Genomic DNA, 21,320 nt, shown 5'->3' with positions numbered 1-21,320 from the left:
CATACTGATCCCCGCATCAGAGGCTCGCCGTGCGGGGTTCGACGATGAACCGCGTCATCATGCCCGAGGCCATGTGGTAGAGGAGATGGCAGTGGAGGGGCCACTCGCCGGGCTCGTCGGCGGTCAGCTGGACCGTGGTGACCTGGCCCGGCGGCACGAGCACGACGTGCTTCCGGGGCATCCGGTCCGTCTGGCCGTTCTCCAGCTCGACGAACATGCCGTGCAGGTGCATCGGGTGGGCCATCATGGTCGTGTTGACGAAGCGGATCCGGATCCGATCGCCGTAAGCGACCCGGATCGCGGCACCCTCGTCGAACTTCCGGCCGTTCAGGGTCCAGATGTAGCGCGACATCATGCCCGTGAGCTGGATCTCGATCTCGTGGGAGGGCTCGCGCCGGTCCCTGGCCTTCGAGAACGACTTCAGGTCCGCGTAGGAGAGGGCCTTTGTCCCCGGAGGCGTCCCCGCGTCGGCCCAGCCGACCGCGCGTTCCGGGCGTGCCGCGGCACCGTGATCCATGCCCTGCATGGCGCCATGGTCCATTCCGGGCATGGAACCGTGGTCCATGCCGGCCATGGCGCCTTGGTTCATCGAACCATGGTCCATGGTGCCGTGATCCATCGAGCCATGGTCCATGCCGCCATGGGCCATGGCCATGTCGGCCATGGTCAGGATGGCGCGGGGGCGCCGCTCGGGGATATCGCCCTCCAGACCCTCCCGGGAGGCGAGCGTCGCCCGGGCGAAGCCGGTGCGGTCGATCGGCTCGGCGAAAAAGGTGAAAGGCTTGTCCCCGGTCGGCATGACGATGACGTCGTAGGTCTCGCCGACGCCGATGCGGAACTCGTCGACCTTCACCGGCACCACGTTCTGCCCGTCGGCCGCGACCACGGTCATGGCCAGGCCGGGGATGCGGACGTCGAAGATCGACATGGCCGAACCGTTGACGACCCTGAGCCGTACCCGCTCGCCGGGGTCGCAGACGGCGGTCCAGTTGTCCTTCGGGCCCTTGCCGTTGACCAGGAACCGGTATCCGGTCACGTCGGCGAGGTCGGTGGCGTCCATGCGCATCCCGCCCCAGGCGAGGCGGTCGTCGATCGTGGCGCCCAGGCCGTCGCGCCGGGCGTCCCGGAAGAAGTCGACCAGGGTGCGCCTGCCGTTGTTGTAATAGCCTTCGCTGACCTTGAGCTTGCGCAGCACGGACTCGGGCGCTTCGGGCGTGTGGTCGGAAAGCAGCACGACGTAGTCGCGGTCGGTCCGGACGGGATCGCGCCCGGCGGGCTCGATCACGATGGCGCCGTACATGCCCTCCTGCTCCTGGGAGGCGGAGTGGCTGTGGTACCAGTAGGTGCCGGCCTGGCGGAGCTTGAACCGGTAGGTGTAGGTCTCGCCGGGGCCGATCGGCCGGTAGCCGTTGAAGCCCGGCGCGCCGTCCATGACGCCCTGGAGCAGCAGGCCGTGCCAGTGGATGGAGGTCGCCTCGTCCAGCCGGTTGGTCACGTGGACGACCACCTCCTGACCCTCGCGCCAGCGCAGCGTGGGCGCGGGGATCGAGCCGCCGATGGAAATGGCGCCGCTGGTCTCGCCGTCGATCGTGATGCGGGTCCGTTCGACGGCAAGGTCCAGGCTTTGGTCGGCGGCCGCGAAGACGCGGCGGCCGGGATGGACCGTGACGATGCCCGCCAGGCCCGCCGCTCCGGCGAGCCTGAGGGCGGCGCGGCGGGAAAGGCCGCGCGATGCCTCGTGCATGGGCCGTCCTCCCTCAGCGCTGGAACGCGACCTTGCCGACCATCCCGGACTCGTAGTGGCCCGGCATGTTGCAGGCGAACTCGATCGTCGCCTGCCTGGAGAACTTCCAGACCAGTTCCCCGGTCTGGCCGGGCTCCACGAGGACGCTGTTGGGGTCGTCGTGCTTCATGGAATGGCCCATGTCCGGCATGCCGGAGTGATCCATCTTCATCATCTCCTCGTTCACGCCGGTCTCAGTCAGCATGCCGTGGTCCACCATCATGGCCATTTCCTTCTGGTGGGCCGCATGCATCGCCGCGGTGCCGATGTTGAACTCGTGCAGGAACTCGCCCGTGTTCCTGACGACGAAGCGGACGGTCTCCCCGGCCTTCACCGCGATGGTCCCAGGCTCGTAGTAGTTGTCGCCCATCTCGACCTGGACGGTGCGTGTCTTGGCGGTCGCCTTCGCGGGCTCGCCGATAGCGGCGGTATCATGTGTGTGGCCGGCCTTGCCGGGGGCGGCGACAGCCGCGGCCGAAGCGGCCAGGAGGCCGACGCCGGTCACGAGGGCGGCGACGGCATGCAGGGTGCGGATATGCGGACGCATGTCGGGTGTCCTCCGTCTCCGGCCCCATCGGCGCCGGAGAGACATGGAAAAGTGGCTGCTTCCGGGCGCGGAGGCCCGGAACGGTAAAGCGGGGGGAGGTCGGCGTCAGGCCGCGGGTCTGGGGGGCCGCCGCAAGGGGGAGACGGATCGGTCCCGGAGCACGTCGTCGGCCAGGGGCTGGACGCGGACGGACGTCCACTCGACGGGGTTCACCCCGGGATCGGCCGGTTCCAGGGCCGACATGCCGCAGGCCATCGCGCAGCAGCCCTGGTGGGAGAGTTTGGAATGCTCCCCGTGGTCGCCCTCGGTCCGATGATCGTGGTGTTTATGATTCCCCGAGTACCCGTGGTGCCCCGGCACCGAGTACCCGTGGTGCCCCGGCCGCTCGTCGCAACCGTCCCCGGCGCTTTCGCCCGAAGACACGGCAGGATGGGGCGCGACGGAAGCGGCGGCACCGGACATGACGGCGCCTCCCCAGCCGAGGAGGAGACTGAACAGCACGGCCGCAAAGACCCGTGTGAAGCGCATGCCCACTGCCGATTCCATGCCTGCGGGCTTCTCGCCCGGACGGCCGCAGTGTATTGCAGGGGTCGGCCGGGTTGCAAGGGGGCCCTGGGTCTTCGCCGACGCCAGGGCCGTTACCGCCGGGCGGCGGGTGCGGCAGCCGGAAGCGCGCGGAACGGCCGTCGGATCTATCCTAGTCCGAGCTTCGACACGGCTTCCTTCAGGATCCCGGCGCTCCGCGCCAGCGCCTTCGTCTCCCCCTCGTCCAGGGTCGGCCGCAGCGTCCCGATCACGCCGTCGATACCCAGGATGCGCGGCAGGGACAGCGCCACGGCCTCGACCCCGGCCACCTCCGGGTTGACGGTCGAGCAGGTGACGACCGCGCGCTCGTCGTCGGAGATCGCCTGGGCGATGCGCGCCAACCCGCCGCCGATGCCGTACCAGGTGGCGCCCTTGCCCTTGATGATCCGGCCGGCGGCGCCGCGCACGCCCTCGTCGATCTCCGCGCGGACGGCGTCGGTCAGCGGCCGGCCGACCTGCTCGGCGAACTCCGCGACCGGCATCGCCCCGGCGTCCGCTCCGGACCAGTGGAGCACCTCGCTGTCGCCGTGCTCCCCCAGCACGTGGGCATGCACCGATTTCGGCGAGATACCCAGGTGCCGGCCCAGCAGCGCCCGGAACCGGGCGGTGTCCAGGATGGTGCCGGAGCCGATCACCCGTCCGGCCGGCATGTCGGGCCGAGTGCGGCGGGCGATGTCCAGCGAGACCTGGGTCATGACGTCGACCGGATTGGTCGCGATCAGCAGGATCGCGCCGGGCGCGCTCGACAGGACCTGGGGGATGATCTCGCCGAAGACGGCGGCGTTGCGCTCCAGCAGTTCCAGGCGGGTCTCGCCGGGCCGCTGGTTGGCGCCGGCCGCCAGGACCACCACGCACGACCCGGCCAGATCGCCATAGTCGCCGGCGTTGACCGGCATGGGATAGGCGAACGGCGTCGCGTGCAGGATGTCCTCGGCCTGCGCCGCCGCCAAGTCGCGGTTGCGGTCGACCAGGACGATTTCCGTGCCGACGCCCCGCATCACCATCGCGTAGGCAGCGGCGCTTCCGACGAAACCGGCTCCGACAATTCCGATCTTCATGGTCCGATCCTCATGGACTGGCACCCGGCGGTGCCTTAAAGGAATGCTGAAGGGCGACAAGGCTGCGGCGATTGGTCCCGCTGTGCCCTACCCTCGGCCGGAACAGATAACCCGGTCAAGGTGTGAATCGCCCGGCCTGTTCGCCCCGCTCCATGCAACCGCAGTCAGGACAATGAACCAACGCCTCATCCGCCTCGCCGTCGGCACCCTGATCGGCCTGCTGATCGCCGCCGGGATCGTCTGGTGGCAGGTCTCCCAGCTGCCCGGCGGCACCCGGGGCGGCACCCAGACCGGCACGGCCCTGATCGGCGGTCCGTTCTCGCTGACCGACCATACCGGCCGCCCGGTCACCCAGGCCGATTACCAGGGCCGCCACATGCTGGTCTATTTCGGCTTCACCTTCTGCCCGGACGTCTGCCCGACGGAACTGCAGGTGATGGCGACCGCCCTGGACCGTCTGGGCGCCAAGGCCGACCAGGTCCAGCCGCTGTTCATCACGATCGATCCCGAGCGTGACACCGTGACGCAGATGGCCGATTACGTCGCCCAGTTCCATCCCCGGCTGGTCGGGCTGACCGGCACGCCGGAACAGGTCGCCGGGGCGGCGCGGGCCTATCGGGTCTATTTCGCGAAGGCCCCGGACAAGGGCGGCGGCGACTACTACACGATGGACCATTCGTCCTTCGTCTACCTGATGGGACCCGACGGGAAGTTCCTCGAAGCCTTCGCCCACGGCACCGCGCCGGACAAGATGGCGGAGACGATCGCCGCCCACCTGGACTCCTGACGAATGGTCCGGAACCGGCGCAGCGCGGCGGTACGCGCCGCGCGTACATAGTGTCGCATCGGCGCTTCAAGGCCCCCAAAAGCCTCTCCGAAGAGCCTTTCGAAGGGGTCAGTTGCGTCGGAAATCCAAGTAATTCAACCACTTGGAAGGAGGGTTTTGCGACTTGACAGGGTACTGCCCTAACCGTATGGTGCCGCCGCTTTCGCGCGGCTTCCCGGCCAACCGGGGGAAGTGGGACCGGACATGAGCGACGACCAGTCTCCCCCACCTTCGTTGGACGACATCGATGCCCGTTTGCGGAAGGCGCGGGAACGCAGCGCCGGCCCGGCTTCCAAGCCTGACGGGGATGACGACCTGCCGAGGAAGTCCCTCGGGCTCGCCTTCCGGATCGGGATCGAACTGGTGGCCGCCATGATCATCGGCGTCGGCGGCGGCCTGCTGCTGGATCGCTGGCTGGGTACGACGCCCTGGGGCCTGATCGGGATGTTTTTCCTTGGCGCCGGGGCCGGAATTGTGAATGTCTACCGGGCCGTCACAGGCGTCGGCTACGCACCGGGCTACCGGAGCATGCGGAAGCCGGAAGACGGGCCGGAACAATAACAGCGCCAGACGCAAAGTTTGGCTGAACGAGGACGACCGTGGATCCGCTTCACCAATTCCAAATCCAGAGGTACGTGCCGATCAATGTCGGCGGCCTCGACGCATCGTTCAGCAATTCGTCGCTGTACATGGTGATTGCAGTCGCGCTGATCACCGGCTTCATCGTGTTCGGCATGCGCGGCCGGGCCCTGGTCCCGGGCCGCATGCAGTCGCTGGCCGAAATGTTCTACGAGTTCGTCGCCAACATGGTGCGCGAGAACGCGGGTCCCGATGCGCGGAAATACTTCCCCTTCGTGTTCTCGCTGTTCATGTTCATCCTGGTCGGCAACCTGCTGGGCATGATCCCGGGGACCTTCACGTTCACCAGCCACATCATCGTCACCTTCGGGCTGGCCTTGACGGTGTTCGTCTTCGTCACCCTGCTGGGACTGATCAAGCACGGCTTCCACTTCTTCTCGCTGTTCATGCCGCACGGCGCGCCGATCGCGCTGGCGCCGATCCTGATCCCGATCGAGGTCCTGTCCTACCTGTCGCGTCCGGTCAGCCTGTCCATCCGGTTGTTCGCCAACATGATGGCCGGCCACACGATGCTGAAGGTGTTCGGCGGCTTCTCGGTCCTGCTCGGCGCCGGTCTCGGCGGCCTCGGCTACACGATCGGCATCCTGCCGCTCGCGATCAACGTTGCACTGGTCGGTTTCGAAATCCTCGTGGCCCTGCTTCAGGCCTACGTGTTCACGATCCTGACCTGCCTCTATATCCGCGACGCCCTGGAACTGCACTGATCGGCCCCTCCGGCCATTGATCGGTGCCGCGCCGCGGGTTACTCGACACCACCCACCTGTCTTACTTTCCAGTCTCAAAAGAAGGGTATCTAATCATGGACGCAGAAGCCGCTAAGTTCATCGGCGCCGGTCTGGCGGTTTTCGCCCTGTTCGGTGTTGGCCTCGGCATCGGCAACATCTTCTCGACCCTGATCAGCTCGATCGCCCGCAACCCGGCATCGCGCGCGGCGGTCTTCCCGATCGGCATTCTGGGCTTCGCGCTGACGGAAGCCGTGGCGCTGTTCGCCCTGCTGATCGCCTTCCTGATCCTGTTCGCCTAAGCTCGAGCCTGAACGAAGCTGGTTTTCGCTCACATGCGGCGCCTGGCTCAACGGGATCACCGTCCCGGCGACCGGCGCCGCAAGCTTAGGGGATCGATCATGCCCAAGTTTTTGGCTCGTCTGCGTGCGGGCGGACTGGCCGGGCGCGTTGGTCTCGCCTGGACGATGCTCGTCGTCACGGCGGGCAGCGCCCTGGCCCAGGCGGATCATGGAGCGGCCGGCGATGCCGCGCACGGGGCCGACTTGGCCCACGGCGCAGAGCATGGCAGCGGCGGCCTGCCCCAGCTCGATCCCACAGTCTTCGCCCCCCAGCTGATCTGGCTGGCGATCTCGTTCATCGCCCTCTACTTCCTCATGGCCAAGGTGGCTCTGCCCAAGGTCGCCGAGGTGCTGGAGGAGCGGCAGGAGCGGATCACCAACGACCTCGACCGGGCCTCCGCGCTCCGGGAGGAGTCGGCCGGTGTCATGGAAGGCTACGAGAAGGCCCTGACCGACGCCCGGGCGCATGCCCAGTCGGTGATGGCCGCCACGACCGCCGACATCGCTTCGGCGTCCTCGGGCCGTCAGGCCCAGTTCAATGCCGATCTGGCCGCCAAGACCCGCGCCGCCGAGGAGCGGATCAACGCGGCAAAGGAAACGGCGCTCACCAGCGTCCGCTCCGTGGCGGCCGAGATCGCCCAGCAGACCGCCGAGAAGCTCGGCGGCATCAAGGTCGATGCCGCCCGGGCCGATACGGCCGTCGGCGCCGTGATGCAGGAGCGTGGCTGATGTTTCAAGCTGCTGAATTCTGGGTCGCCGTCGCCTTCTTCATCTTCCTCTTCTTCGCATTCCGTCCGGGCGCCAAGGCCCTGACGGCGATGCTGGACGACCGGGCGGACAAGATCCGCCAGGAACTGGAAGAAGCGCAGCGGCTCCGCGAGGATGCCCAGGCCACCCTCGCCTCCTATCAGCGCCGTCAGCGCGACGCGCTGAAGGAAGCCGAGGACATCATCGCCCACGCCCGCGAGGAGGCCGAGCGGCTGCGGCTGCACGCCGCTGCCGATCTCGACTCCTCCATGAAGCGGCGCGAGGCCCAGGCGATGGACAAGATCGCCCAAGCCGAAGCCCTGGCCCTTCAGGAAGTGAAGAGCCTGACGGTCGATCTCGCGATCGCCGCCAGCGGTCGCCTCATCGCGGAGAACATGGACGCCGCGCAGTCCGCCAAGCTGGTCGACGCCGCAATCGCCGACCTGCCGCGCAACCTGCACTAAGCGCTCCGTTCCGCGGAGAGCCCTCGACGGAAAGCCCCCGATGCTCCGGCATCGGGGGCTTTTCGCGTTTCGGGGCACGGCCTCCCTGCGTTACGCTCGACAGGGGTCCGGAACAGCGGACACGGAACAACGGGGAGAAAAAGCTTCATGTCGATCCTGATCCGCGGCGGAACCGTCGTGACCGCCGAGCAGAGCTTCCGCGCAGACGTCTATTGCGAGAACGGCACGATCGTCGCGATCGGCGACGGTTTCGACGCGCCGGCCGGCTCGCAAGTGGTCGACGCGGGCGGCATGTATGTCATGCCGGGCGGCATCGACCCGCACACCCACATGGAACTGCCCTTCATGGGAACGGTCGCCAGCGAGGACTTTTTCTCCGGCACTTCGGCGGGGGCGGCCGGCGGCACCACCATGATCATCGACTTCGTGATCCCCGCGCCCCAGCAGTCGCTGGTCGAGGCCTATCGCCAGTGGCGCGGCTGGGCGGAGAAGGCGGCGGCGGACTATTCCTTCCATGTCGCGGTCACCTGGTGGTCCGACCAGGTGCGGGAGGAGATGGGCGTGCTGACGCGCGAGCACGGCGTCAACTCCTTCAAGCATTTCATGGCCTACAAGGGCGCCATCATGGTCGATGACGGCGTCCTGCTGAACAGCTTCGCCCGCGCGCAGGAACTGGGCGCCCTGTGCACCGTCCATGCGGAGAACGGCGACGCCGTCTTCCATCTGCAGAAGACGCTGCTGGAGCAGGGCATCACCGGGCCGGAGGGGCATGCCCTGTCCCGCCCGCCCCAGGTCGAGGGGGAGGCGGCTCAGCGCGCCATCGCGATCGCCAACGTGCTGGGAGCGCCGGTCTATATCGTCCATGTCTCGACCGAGCAGGCGACCCAGGCCATATCGCGCGCCCGCGCCGCCGGGCACCGGGTCTACGGGGAAGTGCTGGCCCAGCATCTGGTGATCGATGAGTCGGTATACCGCAATCCCGACTGGCAGACCGCCGCCGCCTACGTGATGAGCCCGCCGTTCCGCGCCAAGCACCACCAGGAGGCCCTGTGGGCCGGCCTGTCCTCCGGCGGCCTGCAGACCACGGCGACCGACCATTGCTGCTTCTGCGCGCCGCAGAAGGCGGCCGGGCGCGACAATTTCACCAAGATCCCCAACGGCACCGGCGGGATCGAGGACCGCATGTCGATCCTGTGGCACAACGGCGTCGGCACCGGCCGGCTGACGCCTAACGAGTTCGTCCGGATCACCTCGACCAACTGCGCCCAGATCTTCAACCTGTATCCGCGCAAGGGCGCGGTGCAGGTCGGGGCGGATGCCGACCTGGTCGTCTGGGACCCCGAGGGGACCCGGACCATCTCGGCCAAGACCCATCACCAGAACGTCGATTTCAACATCTACGAGGGGATGGAGGTGAAGGGCATCGCCCGGCACACGCTGTCGCAGGGCAACCTGGTCTGGACCGACGGCGAACTGCGTACCGTCCGGGGTGCCGGGCGCTATATCGACCGCCCGTGCCATCCCCCGGCGTTCAAGGCGATCGAGCGGTACAACGAGTTGCACAGGCCGGTCGGTGTCGACAGGGAGGTCGCGACGGCGGTCACTCCCTGAGACGACAGGGGTGCGGGCACTTTTTCTCCGAATGGGGTAATCTCTGCGAGCCAACTCGACCAGCAGGGACCCGCTCCATCATGATTGCCCGCATCCTTGCCGCCATCCTCCTGTTTTCGCTGGCTTCCTGGAACGGCGGGACGCCGGTGCTGGCGGCGCAGATCAGCGTCTCCGGCGCCGGCCTCCCGGCGGCGGCCACGATCGATTCGCAGCAGCTCGCCGGCCTGCCCGCGGTGGAGATCGCCACCGCCACCCCCTGGACGGGCAAGGCCAGCTTCTCCGGTCCCTACCTGACCGATGTCCTGGCCCTGCTGAAGGCCGACGGCGGCAAGGTTTCGTTGATCGCCAAGGACGATTACAAGGTAGAATTGTCTCTGACGGATATCAGGCGCTATCGGCCGATCATCGCGACCTCCATGAACGGCAAGCCCATCCCGCCGCGGGAGCGAGGACCGTTCTGGTTGATGTTCCCGTTCGATGACCATCCGGAATTGCAGAACGACGCTTGGTTCTTCCGAGCGATCTGGCAAATCGACCGGATCAGGGTCGAACCTTGACACGGGGGCTGCGCGCCGCCCTCGCGGGGCTGGGCCTTGCCGTCGTCGTCTCCTTCTCCATCGTCGGGGCGTTGCAGTACGCGCTGTCGAACAAGACCGTCGGCGTGCTGGCGGGCGGGACCGACAACCAGGCCTGGGCCTTCTTCCAGCTCGGCACTGAGCACCACCGGTTGCACGTGGCGCTGCTGGAAGCCTCGGCCGGCATCAGTGATGCGGCCGAGACGGAGCGGCGGTACGAGGTGTTCGTCAGCCGGCTCAACATCGTGCGCGGCGGCACCTACCGGCAGATGTTCACCGGCCGGGCCTTCTATGACGGCCCCATCGGCGAGCTGGGTCGTTTCGTTGACGAAACGGACGCCCTCGTAGCCTCGCGCGGCGGGTTCGACGGCGCCGTCGTGGCGGAACTGCTGGTGCGGCTGCCGCTGCTGCGCGAACCGATCCAGTCCATGATGCTCGGGATCAACAGCGTGAGCGCCGGCGAGGCGGCCCAGCGCTGGACCGAGATCACCGAGATGCAGCGGCTGGCGACCACGGCGACGGTGATACAGGCCGTTCTGTGCGCCGGCTTCGCGGGCTTGGCCGGCTGGTACATCCTGCAGAGCAGCCGGTCCCGGCGGGAGCTGCTGCGGCTGACCGGAACGCTCAACCAGGCCAAGCAGGATGCCGAGGCGGCGAGCCGCGCCAAGTCGGAGTTCCTGGCCAACATCAGCCACGAGATCCGTACCCCGCTGAACGGCGTGATGGGACTGCTGGGCCTGCTGGTCGACAGCCGCCTTCCCCCCGAGCCCCAGGCCCACGCCGGTTCCGCCCTGCGGTCCGCCGAGAACCTGCTGACCATCGTCAACGACATCCTGGACCTGTCCAAGCTGGAGGCCGGGCGGATCGAGGTCGAGGCGGTGGATTTCCTGCTGACCCAGCCGGCGGAGGACGTGGTCTCGATCCTCCATCCCCGGGCGATGGAGAGCGGCAACGAGCTGTCCTACTCCATCGATCCGGGCGCGCGGATCTCGCTGCGCGGCGATGTCGGCCGGATCCGGCAGATCCTGTTCAACCTGGTCGGCAACGCGGTCAAGTTCACCCACGGCGGACGGATCGACATCCGCTTCGCCACCCGGCCGGACGGATCGGGAGGGCTGATCCTGGCCGTGGACGTGCAGGATACCGGCATCGGCATCCCGGAGGAGTTCCTGGGCCGCCTGTTCGAACGGTTCTCCCAGGCCGACGGCTCGACCACCCGGCGCTACGGCGGCACCGGGCTGGGGCTGGCGATCTGCCGGCAGCTCTGCCTGCTCCAGGGCGGCGACATCACCGTCCGGAGCGAGGTCGGCAAGGGCAGCATCTTCAGCTTCACCGTGCGCTGCCAGCCCGGCCCCGACATCGTCGAGGCCCCCCTGCCCGATCCCGCGCAGGAAGCGGTGGACCACGGCCCCCTGCGCCTGCTGGTGGTGGACGACGTCGAGGTGAACCGGACCCTGATGGACAGCCTGCTGACCCGCCGGGGCCATTCCGTCGAGTTGGCGACCAACGGGGCGGAGGCGGTCGCCGCGGTGGCCGGCGCGGACGCGCCGTTCGACCTGGTGCTGATGGACATCCAGATGCCGGTGATGGACGGCTGCTCGGCGGCCGAGGCGATCCGCACCCTGCCCCCGCCCTTCGGAACGATCCCGGTCGTCGCCGTCACCGCCCATGCCATGGCCGGCGACCGGGAGCGTTATCTCGCCGCCGGAATGAACGACTACGTCTCCAAGCCGGTCCGCCCGGCCGAGCTGTTCGCCGCGATCGAGCGCGTGATGAGCAAGCTTCCCGCACCGATACCGCAGGCGCCCGCCCCGGCCGCGCCCGACGATCTGGCGGAGACGCCGCTGCTGGACCAGACCATGCTCGAGCAACTCCAGGACTGTCTCGACGCGGAGGACCTGATGGACATGCTGGGCCTGTTCCCCGGACAGGCCCGGCTCCAGGCGGACGAGATCGAGGCGGCCATAGCGACGGGCGATGCCGCGGCGGTCAAGCGGGCGGCCCACGGCATGAAGGGCGCCAACGCCAACCTGGGCGCCGGGCGGCTCTCCGCCATCGCCCGCGCGATCGAGGTGAACGCCGCCGACCTGGAGGAGTCGAGCCGACTGCTCGCCCTGGCGCGGCAGCAGATCGAGCCGACCCGGCAGGCGCTGGAGGAACAGTTCGCCCCGGCCGCCCATGGCTAGGCCCGCTCCCAATGGCCGTGCCGGCGGACGAAGCGGCCGGCGGCGGCATAGCGGAACCCGGCGCCGTTCCACACCCTGACGCCGAAGCCGATGCGGTCGCCGTCCAAGTCGATCAGGTTGTAGGCATTGGGTTCGTTCCGCAGCCGGGTCGATGTCGCGGTGGAGGCCTGGGCCACCAGGATCGAGCGCTTCACCGCCGTATGGTGCGTCCTGACATCCCCGTGGTAGCCGCGGTGCAGGTGCCCGGCCAGCAGCAGGTCCACCCCGCAGGCCTCGAAGGTGCGGAGCGCCAGGCCGGCGCGCCCGACCAGCCGCGTGTCCGGAGCGTCGGGGGGCGGCAGGAAGGGATGGTGGGTGACCACCACCTTGACGACCTCCGGTCCCACCGAGTCGAAGACGCTCCGGGCGTGGGCGATCTGCTCGGCGTTGATCCTGCCGTGGGACCAGTTCCAGTGGAGCCCGACCGGCCGGGCGGTGTTGAGGCCCAGCACCGCGATCTCGTCGTCCCGGTGGAGCGGGCGGAGGTCGCGTTCGATGTAGCGGCGGTAGCGCCGCAGGGGGGCGGCGAAGCGGGCCAGCAGGTTGACGCCCGGAATGTCGTGGTTGCCGGGGACCACCAGATAGGGCGCCTCCAGCCGCTGGAGGAAGGCGCGGGCGGCGCGGAACTGGTCGTGGTGGCCGCGCTGGGTCAGGTCGCCGCTGACGACGATCAGGTCGGGCCGGACCTCGGCGAGGTCGACCAGGAGCGCCTCGACCACCGCCTCGTCGATCCGGCCGAAATGCAGGTCGGAGATATGGGCGAGCCGCCTCATGGCATGGTCCCGGCCGGCACCAGGACCTTGAGCGCGCCGGGACGCATCCGGAAGCGCAACGGAGTCGCCAGCCGGCGGACCTCGCCGTCGATGGCGACGGCTAGGCTGCGCTTGCGGGTCCGGACGGTGACTTCGCGGACGCGCTCGACGCTGAGGTCCCGGTCGCTCTGCCAGCGGCCGAGAAGCATGCGCGTCGCCATGCGGAACATGCCGACCGAAGTCTTGTGGCGGGCCAGATAGACCACCAGCTCGCCGGCCCCCAGGTTGGAGCGGGCGAAGAAGGAGAAGAAGGCGTCGTCATAGGCGTTGTTGGCGACGGCCAGGGCCATGGTCCGGCGGCGCTGCGGCCCGGAGCCCAGGTCGATCTCCATCTCCAGCCGGGGATAGCGGCGCATGGCGGCCAGGGTCGCGGCCCCGAGATGCAACCATTTGGCGAATCCGGGCTCGTGCCTGTGCCGCTCCCGGTAGCGAGCCAGCATGGGGAACAGCCCCAGCACGGCGTTGCACAGGAACACGGTGCCGTTGACCTCCGCCACATCAACCGCCCGGATCTCGCCCGCGGCGAGCTGGCCGACCGCCGCCTCCAGGTCGAGGGCCATGTGCAGGTCCTTGGCCAGCAGGTTGGCCGTGCCGAGGGGCAGGACGCCCATGGCCTTGTCGGTATCGACCAGCAGGGCGGCGGCCGCCGCCACGGTGCCGTCGCCGCCGCCGACCACCACGGCGTCGGCATCGGTCGCCGCGGCGGCCCGCAGGGTTTCCATCAGTCCGCCGGGAGGGGCGACCGTCACGGTCGCGGACGCCCCCTGGTCGCGGAACAGTGCTTCGATCCGGGCGGCGGCGTCCCCCGCCGACTGGTCGAGCAAGGCCCCCGCCGATCCGTTGATGACGACGGCCAGCTTCATGCGGACCAATATGGGTCCTCGGGCGCCGGTTACAGCCCCGCCTTCTCCCAGACCTCGTGGGTCCAGGCGCCTTCGGGCATCCTGCTGATGACCGGGTCGGACTTGCCGCCGATCAGGACGTTGACGGTCCGCTCGTAGGCCGCGGGGTCCAGGTAGCCGGGACCCTTGGTGCCGCCCTCAATCAGCTTGGCGATCTCGCTGATCATCTTGGCCTGGTGTTCTTCGGTCTGGGCGCCGGAGGCGTCGTTCTCCAGCACGATCTCCACCGCTTCGGCCTGGTTCTTGATCGCGTAGTCCCAGCCCTTCATGGAAGCCTTCACGAAGCGGGCCAGCTTGTCGACCATCTTGGGGTCCTTCAGCTTGGAATCGAGGGTGTAGAGCCCGTCCTCCAGCGTGGCGACGCCCTGGTCCTCGTACTTGAAGACGATCAGGTCGCTTTCCGGCACGCCGGCCTCGATCACCTGCCAATACTCGTTATAGGTCATGGTGGAGATGCAGGCCGCCTGCTTCTGGAGCAGCGGATCGACGTTGAAGCCCTGCTTCAGCACCTTGATGTCGGGGTTCGTGCCGCCGGTGCTGTAGCCCAGCTTGTCCATCCAGGACAGGAACGGATACTCGTTGCCGGAGAACCAGACGCCGAGCGTCTTGCCCTTGAAGTCGGCGGGCGTGGCGACGCCGCTGTCCTTGCGGCAGGTCAGCATCATGCCGGACTTGTTGAAGGTCTGGGCGATGTTGACCAGCGGAACGCCCTTCTCGCGGGTCGCCAGCGCCGAGGGCATCCAGTCCACGACCACGTCGGCCCCGCCGCCGGCGATCACCTGGGACGGGTTGATGTCCGGCCCGCCCGGCTTGATCGTGACATCCAGCCCGACCTCGTCGTAGAAGCCCTTCGCCTCCGCCACGTAGTAGCCGGCGAACTGCGCCTGCGTGACCCATTTCAATTGCAGGGTCAGCGGGTCCGCCGCCCGGGCCGTCCCCGCCATCCCGCCGATACCCGCGGCGGCCAATGCCGCCATCGCCAGAGCCAATTTGCGCATCACCCAGTACCCCCAGCCTCGTCTTGTCGTTGAACGGACTATTGTTGGCGAAACGAGGGATGCCAGAAGGTGGCCCCCCGCTCGATCACCGAGATGATTCCGTAGGATGCCGAGCCGACCAGGGCGGCGACGGCGATGGTCGCCCACACCACGTCCACGTTCATCCGCGCCACCTCGGTGGAGATGCGGAAGCCCATGCCGACGATCGGCGTGCCGAAGAATTCCGCCACGATGGCGCCGATCAGCGCCAGGGTGGAATTGAGCTTGAGGGCGTTGAAGACGAAGGGCAAGGCGGCGGGCAGCCGCAGCTTCATCAGCGTCTGCCCGTAGCCCGCCGCGTAGGAGCGCATCAGGTCCAGCTCCATGGCCCCGGCCGCCCGCAGCCCGGCCAGCGTGTTGACCAGCATGGGGAAAAAGGTCATCACGACGATCACCGCCGCCTTGGACTGCCAGTCGAATCCGAACCACATGACCATGATCGGGGCGATCCCGACGATCGGCATGGCGCTGACCAGGCTGCCCAGCGGCAGCAGCCCCCTTTGCAGGAAGGGCGAGCGGTCGATCGCCAGCGCCGTCAGGAACCCAGCGCCGCAGCCGATCGCATAGCCGGGGATCACGGACCGGATCACCGTCTGGTGGAAGTCCGCCGCCAGGGTCGGCAGATGGCTGCCGAAGGCCGCCGCGATCATGCTGGGCGGCGGCAGCAGGATGCGCGGGACGCCGAACCCGACCGTCACCATCTCCCACAGCCACAGCAGCAGAACGCCGAACAGCAGCGGCACCGCGATGCGGGCCGGCCAGCGGTCGTCCCGCGCCAGCGCCGCCATGGCGGCACCGCAGGCCGCGACCGCCCCCAGTCCCGCGACGAGGGCGGCGAGCTTATTGAGGTCCAGAAGCGCCAGCGCCGCCGCCCCGGCAATGAGGGTTGCAAATGCCCAGCGCATCACAGGCGCCCTCCCCTGATCCGGGTCAGGCCGCGCTCGGCCAAGCCGACGGCGCCGACCGCCAGCATCGCCAGGAAGGCGGACATGAACAGCGCCGCCCAGATCTGGATCGTCTGTCCGTAATAGGAGCCGGCCAGCAGCCGCGCGCCCAGCCCCGCCTGGGCGCCGGTCGGCAACTCCGCCACGATGGCGCCGACCAGGGCGAGAGCTATGGCGACCTTGAGGCTGGGGAACAGGAACGCCATGCTGGACGGCCAGCGCAGCTTGGCGAAGGTCTGGGCCGGGGTGGCGCTGTATGTCCGCATCAGGTCGAGCTGGATCGGGTCGGGCGAGCGCAGCCCCTTGACCATGCCGATCGCGATGGGGAAGAAGCTGAGATAGGCCGAGATGATCGCCTTGGGCAGCAGCCCGGTGAAGCCCAGGTTGCCCAGCACCACCACGATCATGGGCGCTATGGCGAGGATCGGGATGGTCTGGGACGCGATGATCCAGGGCATCAGCGAGCGGTCGAGCACCCGGACATGGACGATCCCGACCGCCAGCGCGACACCCGTCGCCAGCCCGAGGGCGAACCCGGCGAGCGTCGCCGACAGGGTCACCCCGGCATGGAAGGCCAGGCTGCGCTTGGACGTGACCGGCCGCCCGACCACGGAGTCGTACAGCTCCACCGCGATCTGGTGGGGTGCCGGCAGCACCGGCCGGTCCATGGCCCAGGCGCCGGCGACGAGGTCGGAGACGGACCAGTCCGGCGAGGCGCGCTCCAGCCTTTCCTGCACCTGCGGCGCGTTCAGCCAGACCGAGGCGGCGTACCAGACCAGCAGCAGGGCCGCCAGCACGGTGAGGATCGGGAGGGCCGCGCCGTCGCGCGCCGGCACGCGGCGGACGGCGGGGGCGGCGGCGTCAGTCATAGCTGTGGCCCGCCCGCAGGGCGACGCGGACGCGGTGCGCGATCTCCAGGAACTCGGGCGTTTCCCGTACGTCCAGGTCGCGGTCGCGGGGGAGGTCGCCGTCGATCACCTCCAGGATGCGGCCGGGCCGCGGCGACATGACGACAATCCGGGAGGACAGGAACACCGCCTCCGGGATCGAGTGGGTCACGAAGATCACGGTGATTCCGGTCTTCTCCCACAGCCGCAGCAGGTGGACGTTGAGGTTGTCGCGGGTGATCTCGTCCAGGGCGCCGAACGGCTCGTCCATCAGGAGGAGCGCCGGCTCGAAGCTCAGGGCGCGGGCGATCGACACCCGCTGCTGCATGCCGCCAGAAAGCTGCCAGGGGAACTTCCGCTCGAACCCCTTCAGCCCGACCAGGTCCAGGTAGCGCGCCGCCCGTTCCTTCCGCTCGGCCCGGGGCATGCCCATGATCTCCAGCGGCAGCATGATGTTGCGCTCGATCGAGCGCCACGGATAGAGGGCCGGGGCCTGGAAGACGTAGCCGTAGGCGCGGTCCAGCCTTGCCTGCCCGGCGGTGCCGCCGTTGACCAGCAGCGTGCCGGAAGTCGGCCTGACGAGGTCGGCCACGGCCCGCATCAGAGTGGTCTTGCCGCAGCCGGACGGCCCGATCAGCGAGACGAAATCGCCCCGCCGGATCGTCAGGTCGATCCCGCTCAGCGCGGTGACCGGCGCGTCGGCGGTCTGGAAGACCAGGGACAGGTCCCTGGCCTCCACCACCGGCGCCCGCGCGGCGGGGTCGTGCCGCGCGGCGGTGCCGGCCTTCTCGGCCACGACGGCCCCGGGCGATGCCATCACGCGGCCTTGGTATCGGAAGCGGCGCCGTCGCGGTTGTCGTATTCCAGCACCGCGCGCAGAAGCACGTTGGCGCCGGCGGCGACATGGTCGAACTCGGCGTTCTCGACCTCGTTGTGGCTGATGCCCTTCTCGCACGGGATGAATATCATGGCGGTCGGCGCGACGCGCGCCATGTAGGCGGCGTCGTGGCCGGCGCCCGAGACGATCTCCCGGTGGCTGTAGCCGTTCTCCTTCGCGGCGGTGCTTACGGCCCCGACGCAGGCCGGGTCGAACTTGACGGCCGGCGAGTCCCAGACCTGCTCGATCGCGGCCTCCAGCTTCAGCTCCGCCGCGATCCGGCCGATCGCCTCGCGGACCTCGATCTCCATCGCGGCGACGATCTCGTCCTCGGGGTGGCGCAGGTCGACGGAGAAGAAGACCTCGCCCGGCAGGATGTTGCGGCTGTTGGGCCTGACCTCCATCAGCCCGACGGTGGAGACCGCCAGCGGCGCGTGGGCGAGCGCCACCTTGTTGACGGCTTCGACCATCCGGGCGGCACCGACCAGCGCGTCGCGGCGCAGATGCATGGGCGTGGTGCCGGCGTGGCTCTCGAACCCGGTGACGGTCACCTCGTACCAGCGCATGCCCTGGACGCCGGTGACGACGCCGATCACCTTCTCCTCGTCCTCCAGGATGGGGCCCTGCTCGATATGGATCTCGAAGAAGGCGCCGAGCTTGCGTTCGCCGCATTTCTCGGTACCCCGGTAGCCGATGCGGTCCAGCTCCTCCCCGAAGCTCTTGCCCTCGCGGTCCTTGCGGCCGTCGGCATAGTCGCGGGTGAAGACCCCGGCGAAGACGCCCGAGGCCAGCATGGCGGGCGCGAAGCGGGAGCCTTCCTCGTTGGTCCAGTTGATCACCTCGATCGGGGCGTTGGTCTCGTACCCCGTGTCCTTCAGCGTGCGCAGCACTTCCAGCCCGGACAGGACGCCCAGGACGCCGTCGAACTTGCCGCCGGTCGGCTGGGTGTCGAGGTGGCTGCCCATGGCGATGGGCGGCAGCGAATTGTCCTTGCCCGGGCGGCGCGCGAAGATGTTGCCCATCTCGTCCACGGTGACGGTGCAGCCGGCCTCCTCGCAGGCGGCGACGAACCAGTCCCGCACCTGGCGGTCCAGATCGGTCAGCGTCAGCCGGCAGATGCCGCCCTTGGCCGTGCCGCCGATCTTCGCCGTCTCCATGATGCTGTCCCACAGCCGCTGGGCGTTGATCTGAAGGTTGTGCATGATGCTCCCTGTAAGGCGTGCTTATCGTTCTTGGACGCAAGGATGGTGCCATGCCGATGGCTGCCGTCGATAGCGTCCCGCGCGCTTTCCGGCGGCCCGCCGCTGCCCTCCGGCCGGGCACCGGCTGCCCGGAGTTTAAGCAGGTTGCCGGAGCGTGGAAAGCATGATAGTGCGCGGGCCGGCACGGGAAGGACGGGATGGCGGGATCGCGGCGACAGGCCCGGGGACGGGCTGCAGGTTTCTGGGTGGCGTTGGGCGCGGCATACCTGCTTGCCGTCCAGATGCTGCTGTCCGGCATGGCGATCGGCGCCGCGGCGGCCTCCCCGGAGCGGATCTACGGCGACTCGCTGTGTACGGGGGGTGCCGCTTCCGATCCCGACGGTGGGCAGGATGGCGGGCCGCATCTGCCGGACTGCTGCCTGGCCGGCTGCGCGATGTTCGGCGGCGGGACGGCTCCGCCGCCGGGGGATGTCGCGGTCGCCGCCCCGGTCCCGGCGCGCGGCGCGGCTTCGGCGGTTCCGGCGGCCGGCCCCGTCCTGCTTCCGCTCGACCAGACTCCCCGCAGGACGCGGGCGCCGCCGGCGGTCGCCTGAACGACCGAAACCCGTTCCCTTTCGCGTGGAGTATCCGCATGTCCAAGTCTTTCCGCGCCGCCGCGCTGGCGGTCGCCGTCCTGTTTTCATCCGCCGGCCCTTCCGCGATCCCGGCCTTCGCCCACGGCACCAAGGCGGGCGCCCTGGAGATCGACCATCCCTGGTCCCGCGCCACGCCCGGCGGCGCCCGGGTGGCCGGGGGCTACCTTGCCGTCGTCAACACCGGGTCCGAGGCCGACCGGCTGGTTTCCGCCACGGCGGAGATCGCCGGCCGGACGGAGATCCACGAGATGGCGATGAAGGACAGCATCATGACCATGCGCCACCTGCCCGACGGCGTCGCCGTGCCGGCCGGGGGCAAGGTCGAGTTCAAGCCCGGGAGCTATCACCTGATGTTCATGGACCTGAAACGGCCCCTGAAGCAGGGCGAGAGCTTCGCCGGCACCCTGACCTTCGAGAAGGCCGGCACGGTCGAGGTCGAGTTCGCGGTGGAGGCCCTGGGGGCGTCGGGATCGGCGCACCACTGAGGGGGTCGCGGGGGGGTCCGGGGCCGGGGGATCAGGCCGCGCGACCCCCCGGGGCATGGCCGCTTCCGTCGACATTCGTCATCTTCGGCGCGGGCGGCGCGGGCGAAACGGCCGGAGCGGACGGAGCGGGCGAAACGGCCGGGGACTTGCCGGCGGGCCAGAGTTCGGGCGGTAGCAGGCGGTATTCCGAGTCGAAGTAGAGCGACACGTCCTGGGCGTCGCGGAGCCTCGCCTTGATGTCGGGATGCCTGGACATGACCAGGTCGTAGCATTTGCTGTAGCGCCGGTTCTGCAGCTTGACGGCCTTGGCGTACGCCTTCTCCGGGTCCTCGGGCGCGGGTTCGACCGGGGCCGCGACGGCGGGCGGCATCGGCGGCTCGAACAGGGCGTCGGGGTCGGCGATGCTGCTGACGGGGCCGCCGCCCTCTTCGGCGTCGTCGGGATCGTCGTCGAAGGCGGCGCGGCGGGCGTCGGCCTGCGGGCCGTCCAGGCTGCGCAGGCGGGCGATCTGGTCGATCGCGCGCAGGGCCGCGAAATGCTGCTGCTTCTCCATGGCGTCGAGCAGAACCCGCTTGGCCGCCGCGACCAGCTCGTCCAGCTCGGCATGGCGGCGGGTATCCTCGATGGCGGTAAGCTCGACCACGCGGGCGGCGACGCCGGGGTCCCGCATCAGGCGCGAGCCGGTCTGGCGCGCGCTGTTCCACGCATAGCCGGAGAGCCGGGCCGCCTGACTGAAGCTTCGGCCGGATGCCACATGGCGGGCGAAGGCTTCCTGCCGGTGCGGGAGGGGGGAGTATGCGGATACCGTCGGGGCGGCGGCGGGGGTGGTCTGGCTCATGGTCGCGGCTTTCAGGGCGGGGTGAGGGTTGGGTTTATTATCCTTGGATTTGTCAGGAAATCAATCCTGATGTTGGTTGGGGCTGGGTGGCAAGTCGGGGTATCCGAGCTTCTGTTTTCCACGGATGGACACGGATAAGGTCGGATGGGCACGGATACGGCGACAGCTTTTGCGACGCTGGGAGGCTGACGCCCACGGTCGTTGAAACCATAAATTGCTTGGCAAGGATAAGACCGTAGGTCGGGTAGAGCGAAGCGGCACCCGACAGCACCGCGCCTGCTGTGTCGGGTGCCGCTTCGCTCTACCCGACCCACAAGGAATTGTTTCTCTGTTCAACCGCCGCGATACCGGCGCAGGGCCTTACCCCGGCGCGGAGGGCTGTTCCGGCCGGCGGTCGATGTGAAACCGGGCGGAGTCGGGGTCGAAGCCTCGGCGGTCCATCTCGTCCACCGTTTCGCCCAGCATGTTGACGAGGTAGACAGCATCGTCGTCGGTCAGCGGCGTGCCGTCGCCGTCGAAAACGCGCATGTCCCCCAGCCCGGCGTCGAACCGGGCCTCGTACCTTCCAGACATGGACA

24 protein-coding genes are annotated in these 21,320 nt (G+C 68.9%); 11 read left to right on the top strand and 13 right to left on the bottom strand.

What is annotated here, in order from left to right:
* Positions 1-16: 16 nt before the first annotated feature.
* From JL101_RS03465 to JL101_RS03450, 4 genes are all read right to left on the bottom strand, one after another.
* On the bottom strand, positions 17-1,744 hold the full coding sequence (locus JL101_RS03465; protein WP_203098502.1) for a copper resistance system multicopper oxidase: 1,728 nt from the start codon (positions 1,742-1,744) through the stop codon (positions 17-19).
* Between the two features lie 13 nt (positions 1,745-1,757).
* Positions 1,758-2,330: a cupredoxin domain-containing protein gene (locus JL101_RS03460; protein WP_203098503.1), complete on the bottom strand. Its 573-nt coding sequence runs from the start codon at positions 2,328-2,330 to the stop codon at positions 1,758-1,760.
* Positions 2,331-2,435: 105 nt separating this feature from the next.
* Complete coding sequence (locus tag JL101_RS03455; RefSeq protein WP_203098504.1) at positions 2,436-2,876, bottom strand: hypothetical protein; 441 nt, start codon at positions 2,874-2,876, stop codon at positions 2,436-2,438.
* Positions 2,877-3,022: 146 nt separating this feature from the next.
* Entirely contained in the window at positions 3,023-3,973 is a 951-nt protein-coding gene (locus JL101_RS03450; RefSeq protein ID WP_203098505.1) for an L-lactate dehydrogenase, read from the bottom strand.
* Positions 3,974-4,145: 172 nt separating this feature from the next.
* Between JL101_RS03450 and JL101_RS03445 the strand changes: the two genes are divergently transcribed.
* From JL101_RS03445 to JL101_RS36475, 9 genes are all read left to right on the top strand, one after another.
* Positions 4,146-4,760, top strand: coding sequence for an SCO family protein (locus tag JL101_RS03445; protein ID WP_203098506.1), 615 nt, complete (start codon positions 4,146-4,148; stop codon positions 4,758-4,760).
* A 243-nt stretch (positions 4,761-5,003) separates the two neighbouring features.
* Complete coding sequence (locus tag JL101_RS03440; RefSeq protein ID WP_203098507.1) at positions 5,004-5,360, top strand: AtpZ/AtpI family protein; 357 nt, start codon at positions 5,004-5,006, stop codon at positions 5,358-5,360.
* 38 nt (positions 5,361-5,398) lie between these two features.
* A complete protein-coding gene (locus JL101_RS03435; protein WP_201077370.1) occupies positions 5,399-6,142 on the top strand; it encodes a F0F1 ATP synthase subunit A in 744 nt (247 codons plus the stop codon).
* A 95-nt stretch (positions 6,143-6,237) separates the two neighbouring features.
* Entirely contained in the window at positions 6,238-6,462 is a 225-nt protein-coding gene (locus JL101_RS03430; protein ID WP_037449290.1) for an ATP synthase subunit C family protein, read from the top strand.
* 99 nt (positions 6,463-6,561) lie between these two features.
* The gene (locus JL101_RS03425) at positions 6,562-7,230 is read left to right on the top strand and encodes a F0F1 ATP synthase subunit B family protein (protein ID WP_203098508.1); all 669 of its coding nucleotides are present in this window, start codon (positions 6,562-6,564) and stop codon (positions 7,228-7,230) included.
* Positions 7,230-7,712: a F0F1 ATP synthase subunit B family protein gene (locus JL101_RS03420; RefSeq protein ID WP_201077366.1), complete on the top strand. Its 483-nt coding sequence runs from the start codon at positions 7,230-7,232 to the stop codon at positions 7,710-7,712. The genes JL101_RS03425 and JL101_RS03420 overlap by 1 nt, the downstream gene beginning before the upstream one ends.
* A gap of 147 nt (positions 7,713-7,859) precedes the next feature.
* Positions 7,860-9,323, top strand: coding sequence for a dihydropyrimidinase (gene hydA, locus JL101_RS03415; protein ID WP_203098509.1), 1,464 nt, complete (start codon positions 7,860-7,862; stop codon positions 9,321-9,323).
* A gap of 80 nt (positions 9,324-9,403) precedes the next feature.
* A complete protein-coding gene (locus JL101_RS03410; protein WP_203098510.1) occupies positions 9,404-9,880 on the top strand; it encodes a molybdopterin-dependent oxidoreductase in 477 nt (158 codons plus the stop codon).
* Positions 9,877-12,084: an ATP-binding protein gene (locus JL101_RS36475; RefSeq protein WP_203098511.1), complete on the top strand. Its 2,208-nt coding sequence runs from the start codon at positions 9,877-9,879 to the stop codon at positions 12,082-12,084. The genes JL101_RS03410 and JL101_RS36475 overlap by 4 nt, the downstream gene beginning before the upstream one ends.
* On the opposite strand, the gene JL101_RS03395 is transcribed toward JL101_RS36475, so the two are convergent.
* The 7 genes from JL101_RS03395 to JL101_RS03365 are packed head-to-tail and all read right to left on the bottom strand — an operon-like array spanning position 12,081 to position 18,784.
* Complete coding sequence (locus JL101_RS03395) at positions 12,081-12,896, bottom strand: metallophosphoesterase family protein (RefSeq protein ID WP_203098512.1); 816 nt, start codon at positions 12,894-12,896, stop codon at positions 12,081-12,083. The genes JL101_RS36475 and JL101_RS03395 overlap by 4 nt on opposite strands.
* A complete protein-coding gene (locus JL101_RS03390) occupies positions 12,893-13,798 on the bottom strand; it encodes a diacylglycerol kinase family protein (protein WP_203098513.1) in 906 nt (301 codons plus the stop codon). The genes JL101_RS03395 and JL101_RS03390 overlap by 4 nt, the downstream gene beginning before the upstream one ends.
* Positions 13,799-13,827: 29 nt before the next feature.
* Positions 13,828-14,835, bottom strand: a complete 1,008-nt coding sequence (locus tag JL101_RS03385; protein WP_203098514.1) for an ABC transporter substrate-binding protein — start codon at positions 14,833-14,835, stop codon at positions 13,828-13,830.
* Between the two features lie 38 nt (positions 14,836-14,873).
* Positions 14,874-15,779: an ABC transporter permease gene (locus tag JL101_RS03380; RefSeq protein ID WP_203098515.1), complete on the bottom strand. Its 906-nt coding sequence runs from the start codon at positions 15,777-15,779 to the stop codon at positions 14,874-14,876.
* Positions 15,779-16,687 carry an ABC transporter permease gene (locus tag JL101_RS03375; protein ID WP_203098516.1) on the bottom strand — a complete coding sequence of 303 codons (909 nt, stop codon included), beginning with the start codon at positions 16,685-16,687 and terminating at the stop codon, positions 15,779-15,781. Before JL101_RS03375 ends, JL101_RS03380 begins: the two co-directional genes overlap by 1 nt.
* On the bottom strand, positions 16,680-17,522 hold the full coding sequence (locus tag JL101_RS03370) for an ABC transporter ATP-binding protein (protein ID WP_203098517.1): 843 nt from the start codon (positions 17,520-17,522) through the stop codon (positions 16,680-16,682). The genes JL101_RS03375 and JL101_RS03370 overlap by 8 nt, the downstream gene beginning before the upstream one ends.
* Positions 17,522-18,784 (bottom strand): Zn-dependent hydrolase, encoded by a 1,263-nt coding sequence (locus tag JL101_RS03365; RefSeq protein WP_203098518.1) that lies wholly within the window; start codon positions 18,782-18,784, stop codon positions 17,522-17,524. Before JL101_RS03365 ends, JL101_RS03370 begins: the two co-directional genes overlap by 1 nt.
* Positions 18,785-18,981: 197 nt before the next feature.
* On the opposite strand from JL101_RS03365, the gene JL101_RS03360 reads away from it, so the two are divergent.
* Both JL101_RS03360 and JL101_RS03355 read left to right on the top strand, forming a co-directional pair.
* Positions 18,982-19,377: a DUF2946 family protein gene (locus JL101_RS03360; RefSeq protein ID WP_203098538.1), complete on the top strand. Its 396-nt coding sequence runs from the start codon at positions 18,982-18,984 to the stop codon at positions 19,375-19,377.
* Between the two features lie 38 nt (positions 19,378-19,415).
* Positions 19,416-19,904 carry a copper chaperone PCu(A)C gene (locus JL101_RS03355; RefSeq protein WP_211111181.1) on the top strand — a complete coding sequence of 163 codons (489 nt, stop codon included), beginning with the start codon at positions 19,416-19,418 and terminating at the stop codon, positions 19,902-19,904.
* A 31-nt stretch (positions 19,905-19,935) separates the two neighbouring features.
* On the opposite strand, the gene JL101_RS03350 is transcribed toward JL101_RS03355, so the two are convergent.
* Together JL101_RS03350 and JL101_RS03345 are read right to left on the bottom strand one after the other, a co-directional pair.
* The gene (locus JL101_RS03350; RefSeq protein ID WP_203098519.1) at positions 19,936-20,742 is read right to left on the bottom strand and encodes a terminase small subunit; all 807 of its coding nucleotides are present in this window, start codon (positions 20,740-20,742) and stop codon (positions 19,936-19,938) included.
* A 360-nt stretch (positions 20,743-21,102) separates the two neighbouring features.
* The gene (locus JL101_RS03345; protein WP_203098520.1) at positions 21,103-21,315 is read right to left on the bottom strand and encodes a hypothetical protein; all 213 of its coding nucleotides are present in this window, start codon (positions 21,313-21,315) and stop codon (positions 21,103-21,105) included.
* Positions 21,316-21,320 lie beyond the last annotated feature (5 nt).

It is taken from the genome of Skermanella rosea, from assembly GCF_016806835.2.
Lineage (GTDB): Bacteria > Pseudomonadota > Alphaproteobacteria > Azospirillales > Azospirillaceae > Skermanella > Skermanella rosea.
The sequence above is the reverse complement of the archived record's forward strand: the minus strand, read 5'-3'. Positions and strand labels throughout refer to the sequence as shown.

Excerpts from the sequence above, each read along its gene's own strand:
- JL101_RS03360 (WP_203098538.1), top strand. The coding sequence starts at position 18,982 with ATGGCGGGATCGCGGCGACAGGCCCGGGGACGGGCTGCAGGTTTCTGG.
- JL101_RS03355 (WP_211111181.1), top strand. The coding sequence starts at position 19,416 with ATGTCCAAGTCTTTCCGCGCCGCCGCGCTGGCGGTCGCCGTCCTGTTT.
- JL101_RS03455 (WP_203098504.1), bottom strand. The coding sequence starts at position 2,876 with ATGGAATCGGCAGTGGGCATGCGCTTCACACGGGTCTTTGCGGCCGTG.
- JL101_RS03345 (WP_203098520.1), bottom strand. The coding sequence starts at position 21,315 with ATGTCTGGAAGGTACGAGGCCCGGTTCGACGCCGGGCTGGGGGACATG.
- JL101_RS03390 (WP_203098513.1), bottom strand. The coding sequence starts at position 13,798 with ATGAAGCTGGCCGTCGTCATCAACGGATCGGCGGGGGCCTTGCTCGAC.
- JL101_RS03460 (WP_203098503.1), bottom strand. The coding sequence starts at position 2,330 with ATGCGTCCGCATATCCGCACCCTGCATGCCGTCGCCGCCCTCGTGACC.
- JL101_RS03380 (WP_203098515.1), bottom strand. The coding sequence starts at position 15,779 with ATGCGCTGGGCATTTGCAACCCTCATTGCCGGGGCGGCGGCGCTGGCG.
- JL101_RS03425 (WP_203098508.1), top strand. The coding sequence starts at position 6,562 with ATGCCCAAGTTTTTGGCTCGTCTGCGTGCGGGCGGACTGGCCGGGCGC.
- JL101_RS03385 (WP_203098514.1), bottom strand. The coding sequence starts at position 14,835 with ATGCGCAAATTGGCTCTGGCGATGGCGGCATTGGCCGCCGCGGGTATC.
- JL101_RS03440 (WP_203098507.1), top strand. The coding sequence starts at position 5,004 with ATGAGCGACGACCAGTCTCCCCCACCTTCGTTGGACGACATCGATGCC.
- JL101_RS03370 (WP_203098517.1), bottom strand. The coding sequence starts at position 17,522 with ATGGCATCGCCCGGGGCCGTCGTGGCCGAGAAGGCCGGCACCGCCGCG.
- JL101_RS03430 (WP_037449290.1), top strand. The coding sequence starts at position 6,238 with ATGGACGCAGAAGCCGCTAAGTTCATCGGCGCCGGTCTGGCGGTTTTC.
- JL101_RS03375 (WP_203098516.1), bottom strand. The coding sequence starts at position 16,687 with ATGACTGACGCCGCCGCCCCCGCCGTCCGCCGCGTGCCGGCGCGCGAC.
- JL101_RS03465 (WP_203098502.1), bottom strand. The coding sequence starts at position 1,744 with ATGCACGAGGCATCGCGCGGCCTTTCCCGCCGCGCCGCCCTCAGGCTC.
- JL101_RS03365 (WP_203098518.1), bottom strand. The coding sequence starts at position 18,784 with ATGCACAACCTTCAGATCAACGCCCAGCGGCTGTGGGACAGCATCATG.
- JL101_RS03450 (WP_203098505.1), bottom strand. The coding sequence starts at position 3,973 with ATGAAGATCGGAATTGTCGGAGCCGGTTTCGTCGGAAGCGCCGCTGCC.
- JL101_RS03395 (WP_203098512.1), bottom strand. The coding sequence starts at position 12,896 with ATGAGGCGGCTCGCCCATATCTCCGACCTGCATTTCGGCCGGATCGAC.
- JL101_RS03420 (WP_201077366.1), top strand. The coding sequence starts at position 7,230 with ATGTTTCAAGCTGCTGAATTCTGGGTCGCCGTCGCCTTCTTCATCTTC.
- JL101_RS03410 (WP_203098510.1), top strand. The coding sequence starts at position 9,404 with ATGATTGCCCGCATCCTTGCCGCCATCCTCCTGTTTTCGCTGGCTTCC.
- hydA (WP_203098509.1), top strand. The coding sequence starts at position 7,860 with ATGTCGATCCTGATCCGCGGCGGAACCGTCGTGACCGCCGAGCAGAGC.
- JL101_RS03445 (WP_203098506.1), top strand. The coding sequence starts at position 4,146 with ATGAACCAACGCCTCATCCGCCTCGCCGTCGGCACCCTGATCGGCCTG.
- JL101_RS03350 (WP_203098519.1), bottom strand. The coding sequence starts at position 20,742 with ATGAGCCAGACCACCCCCGCCGCCGCCCCGACGGTATCCGCATACTCC.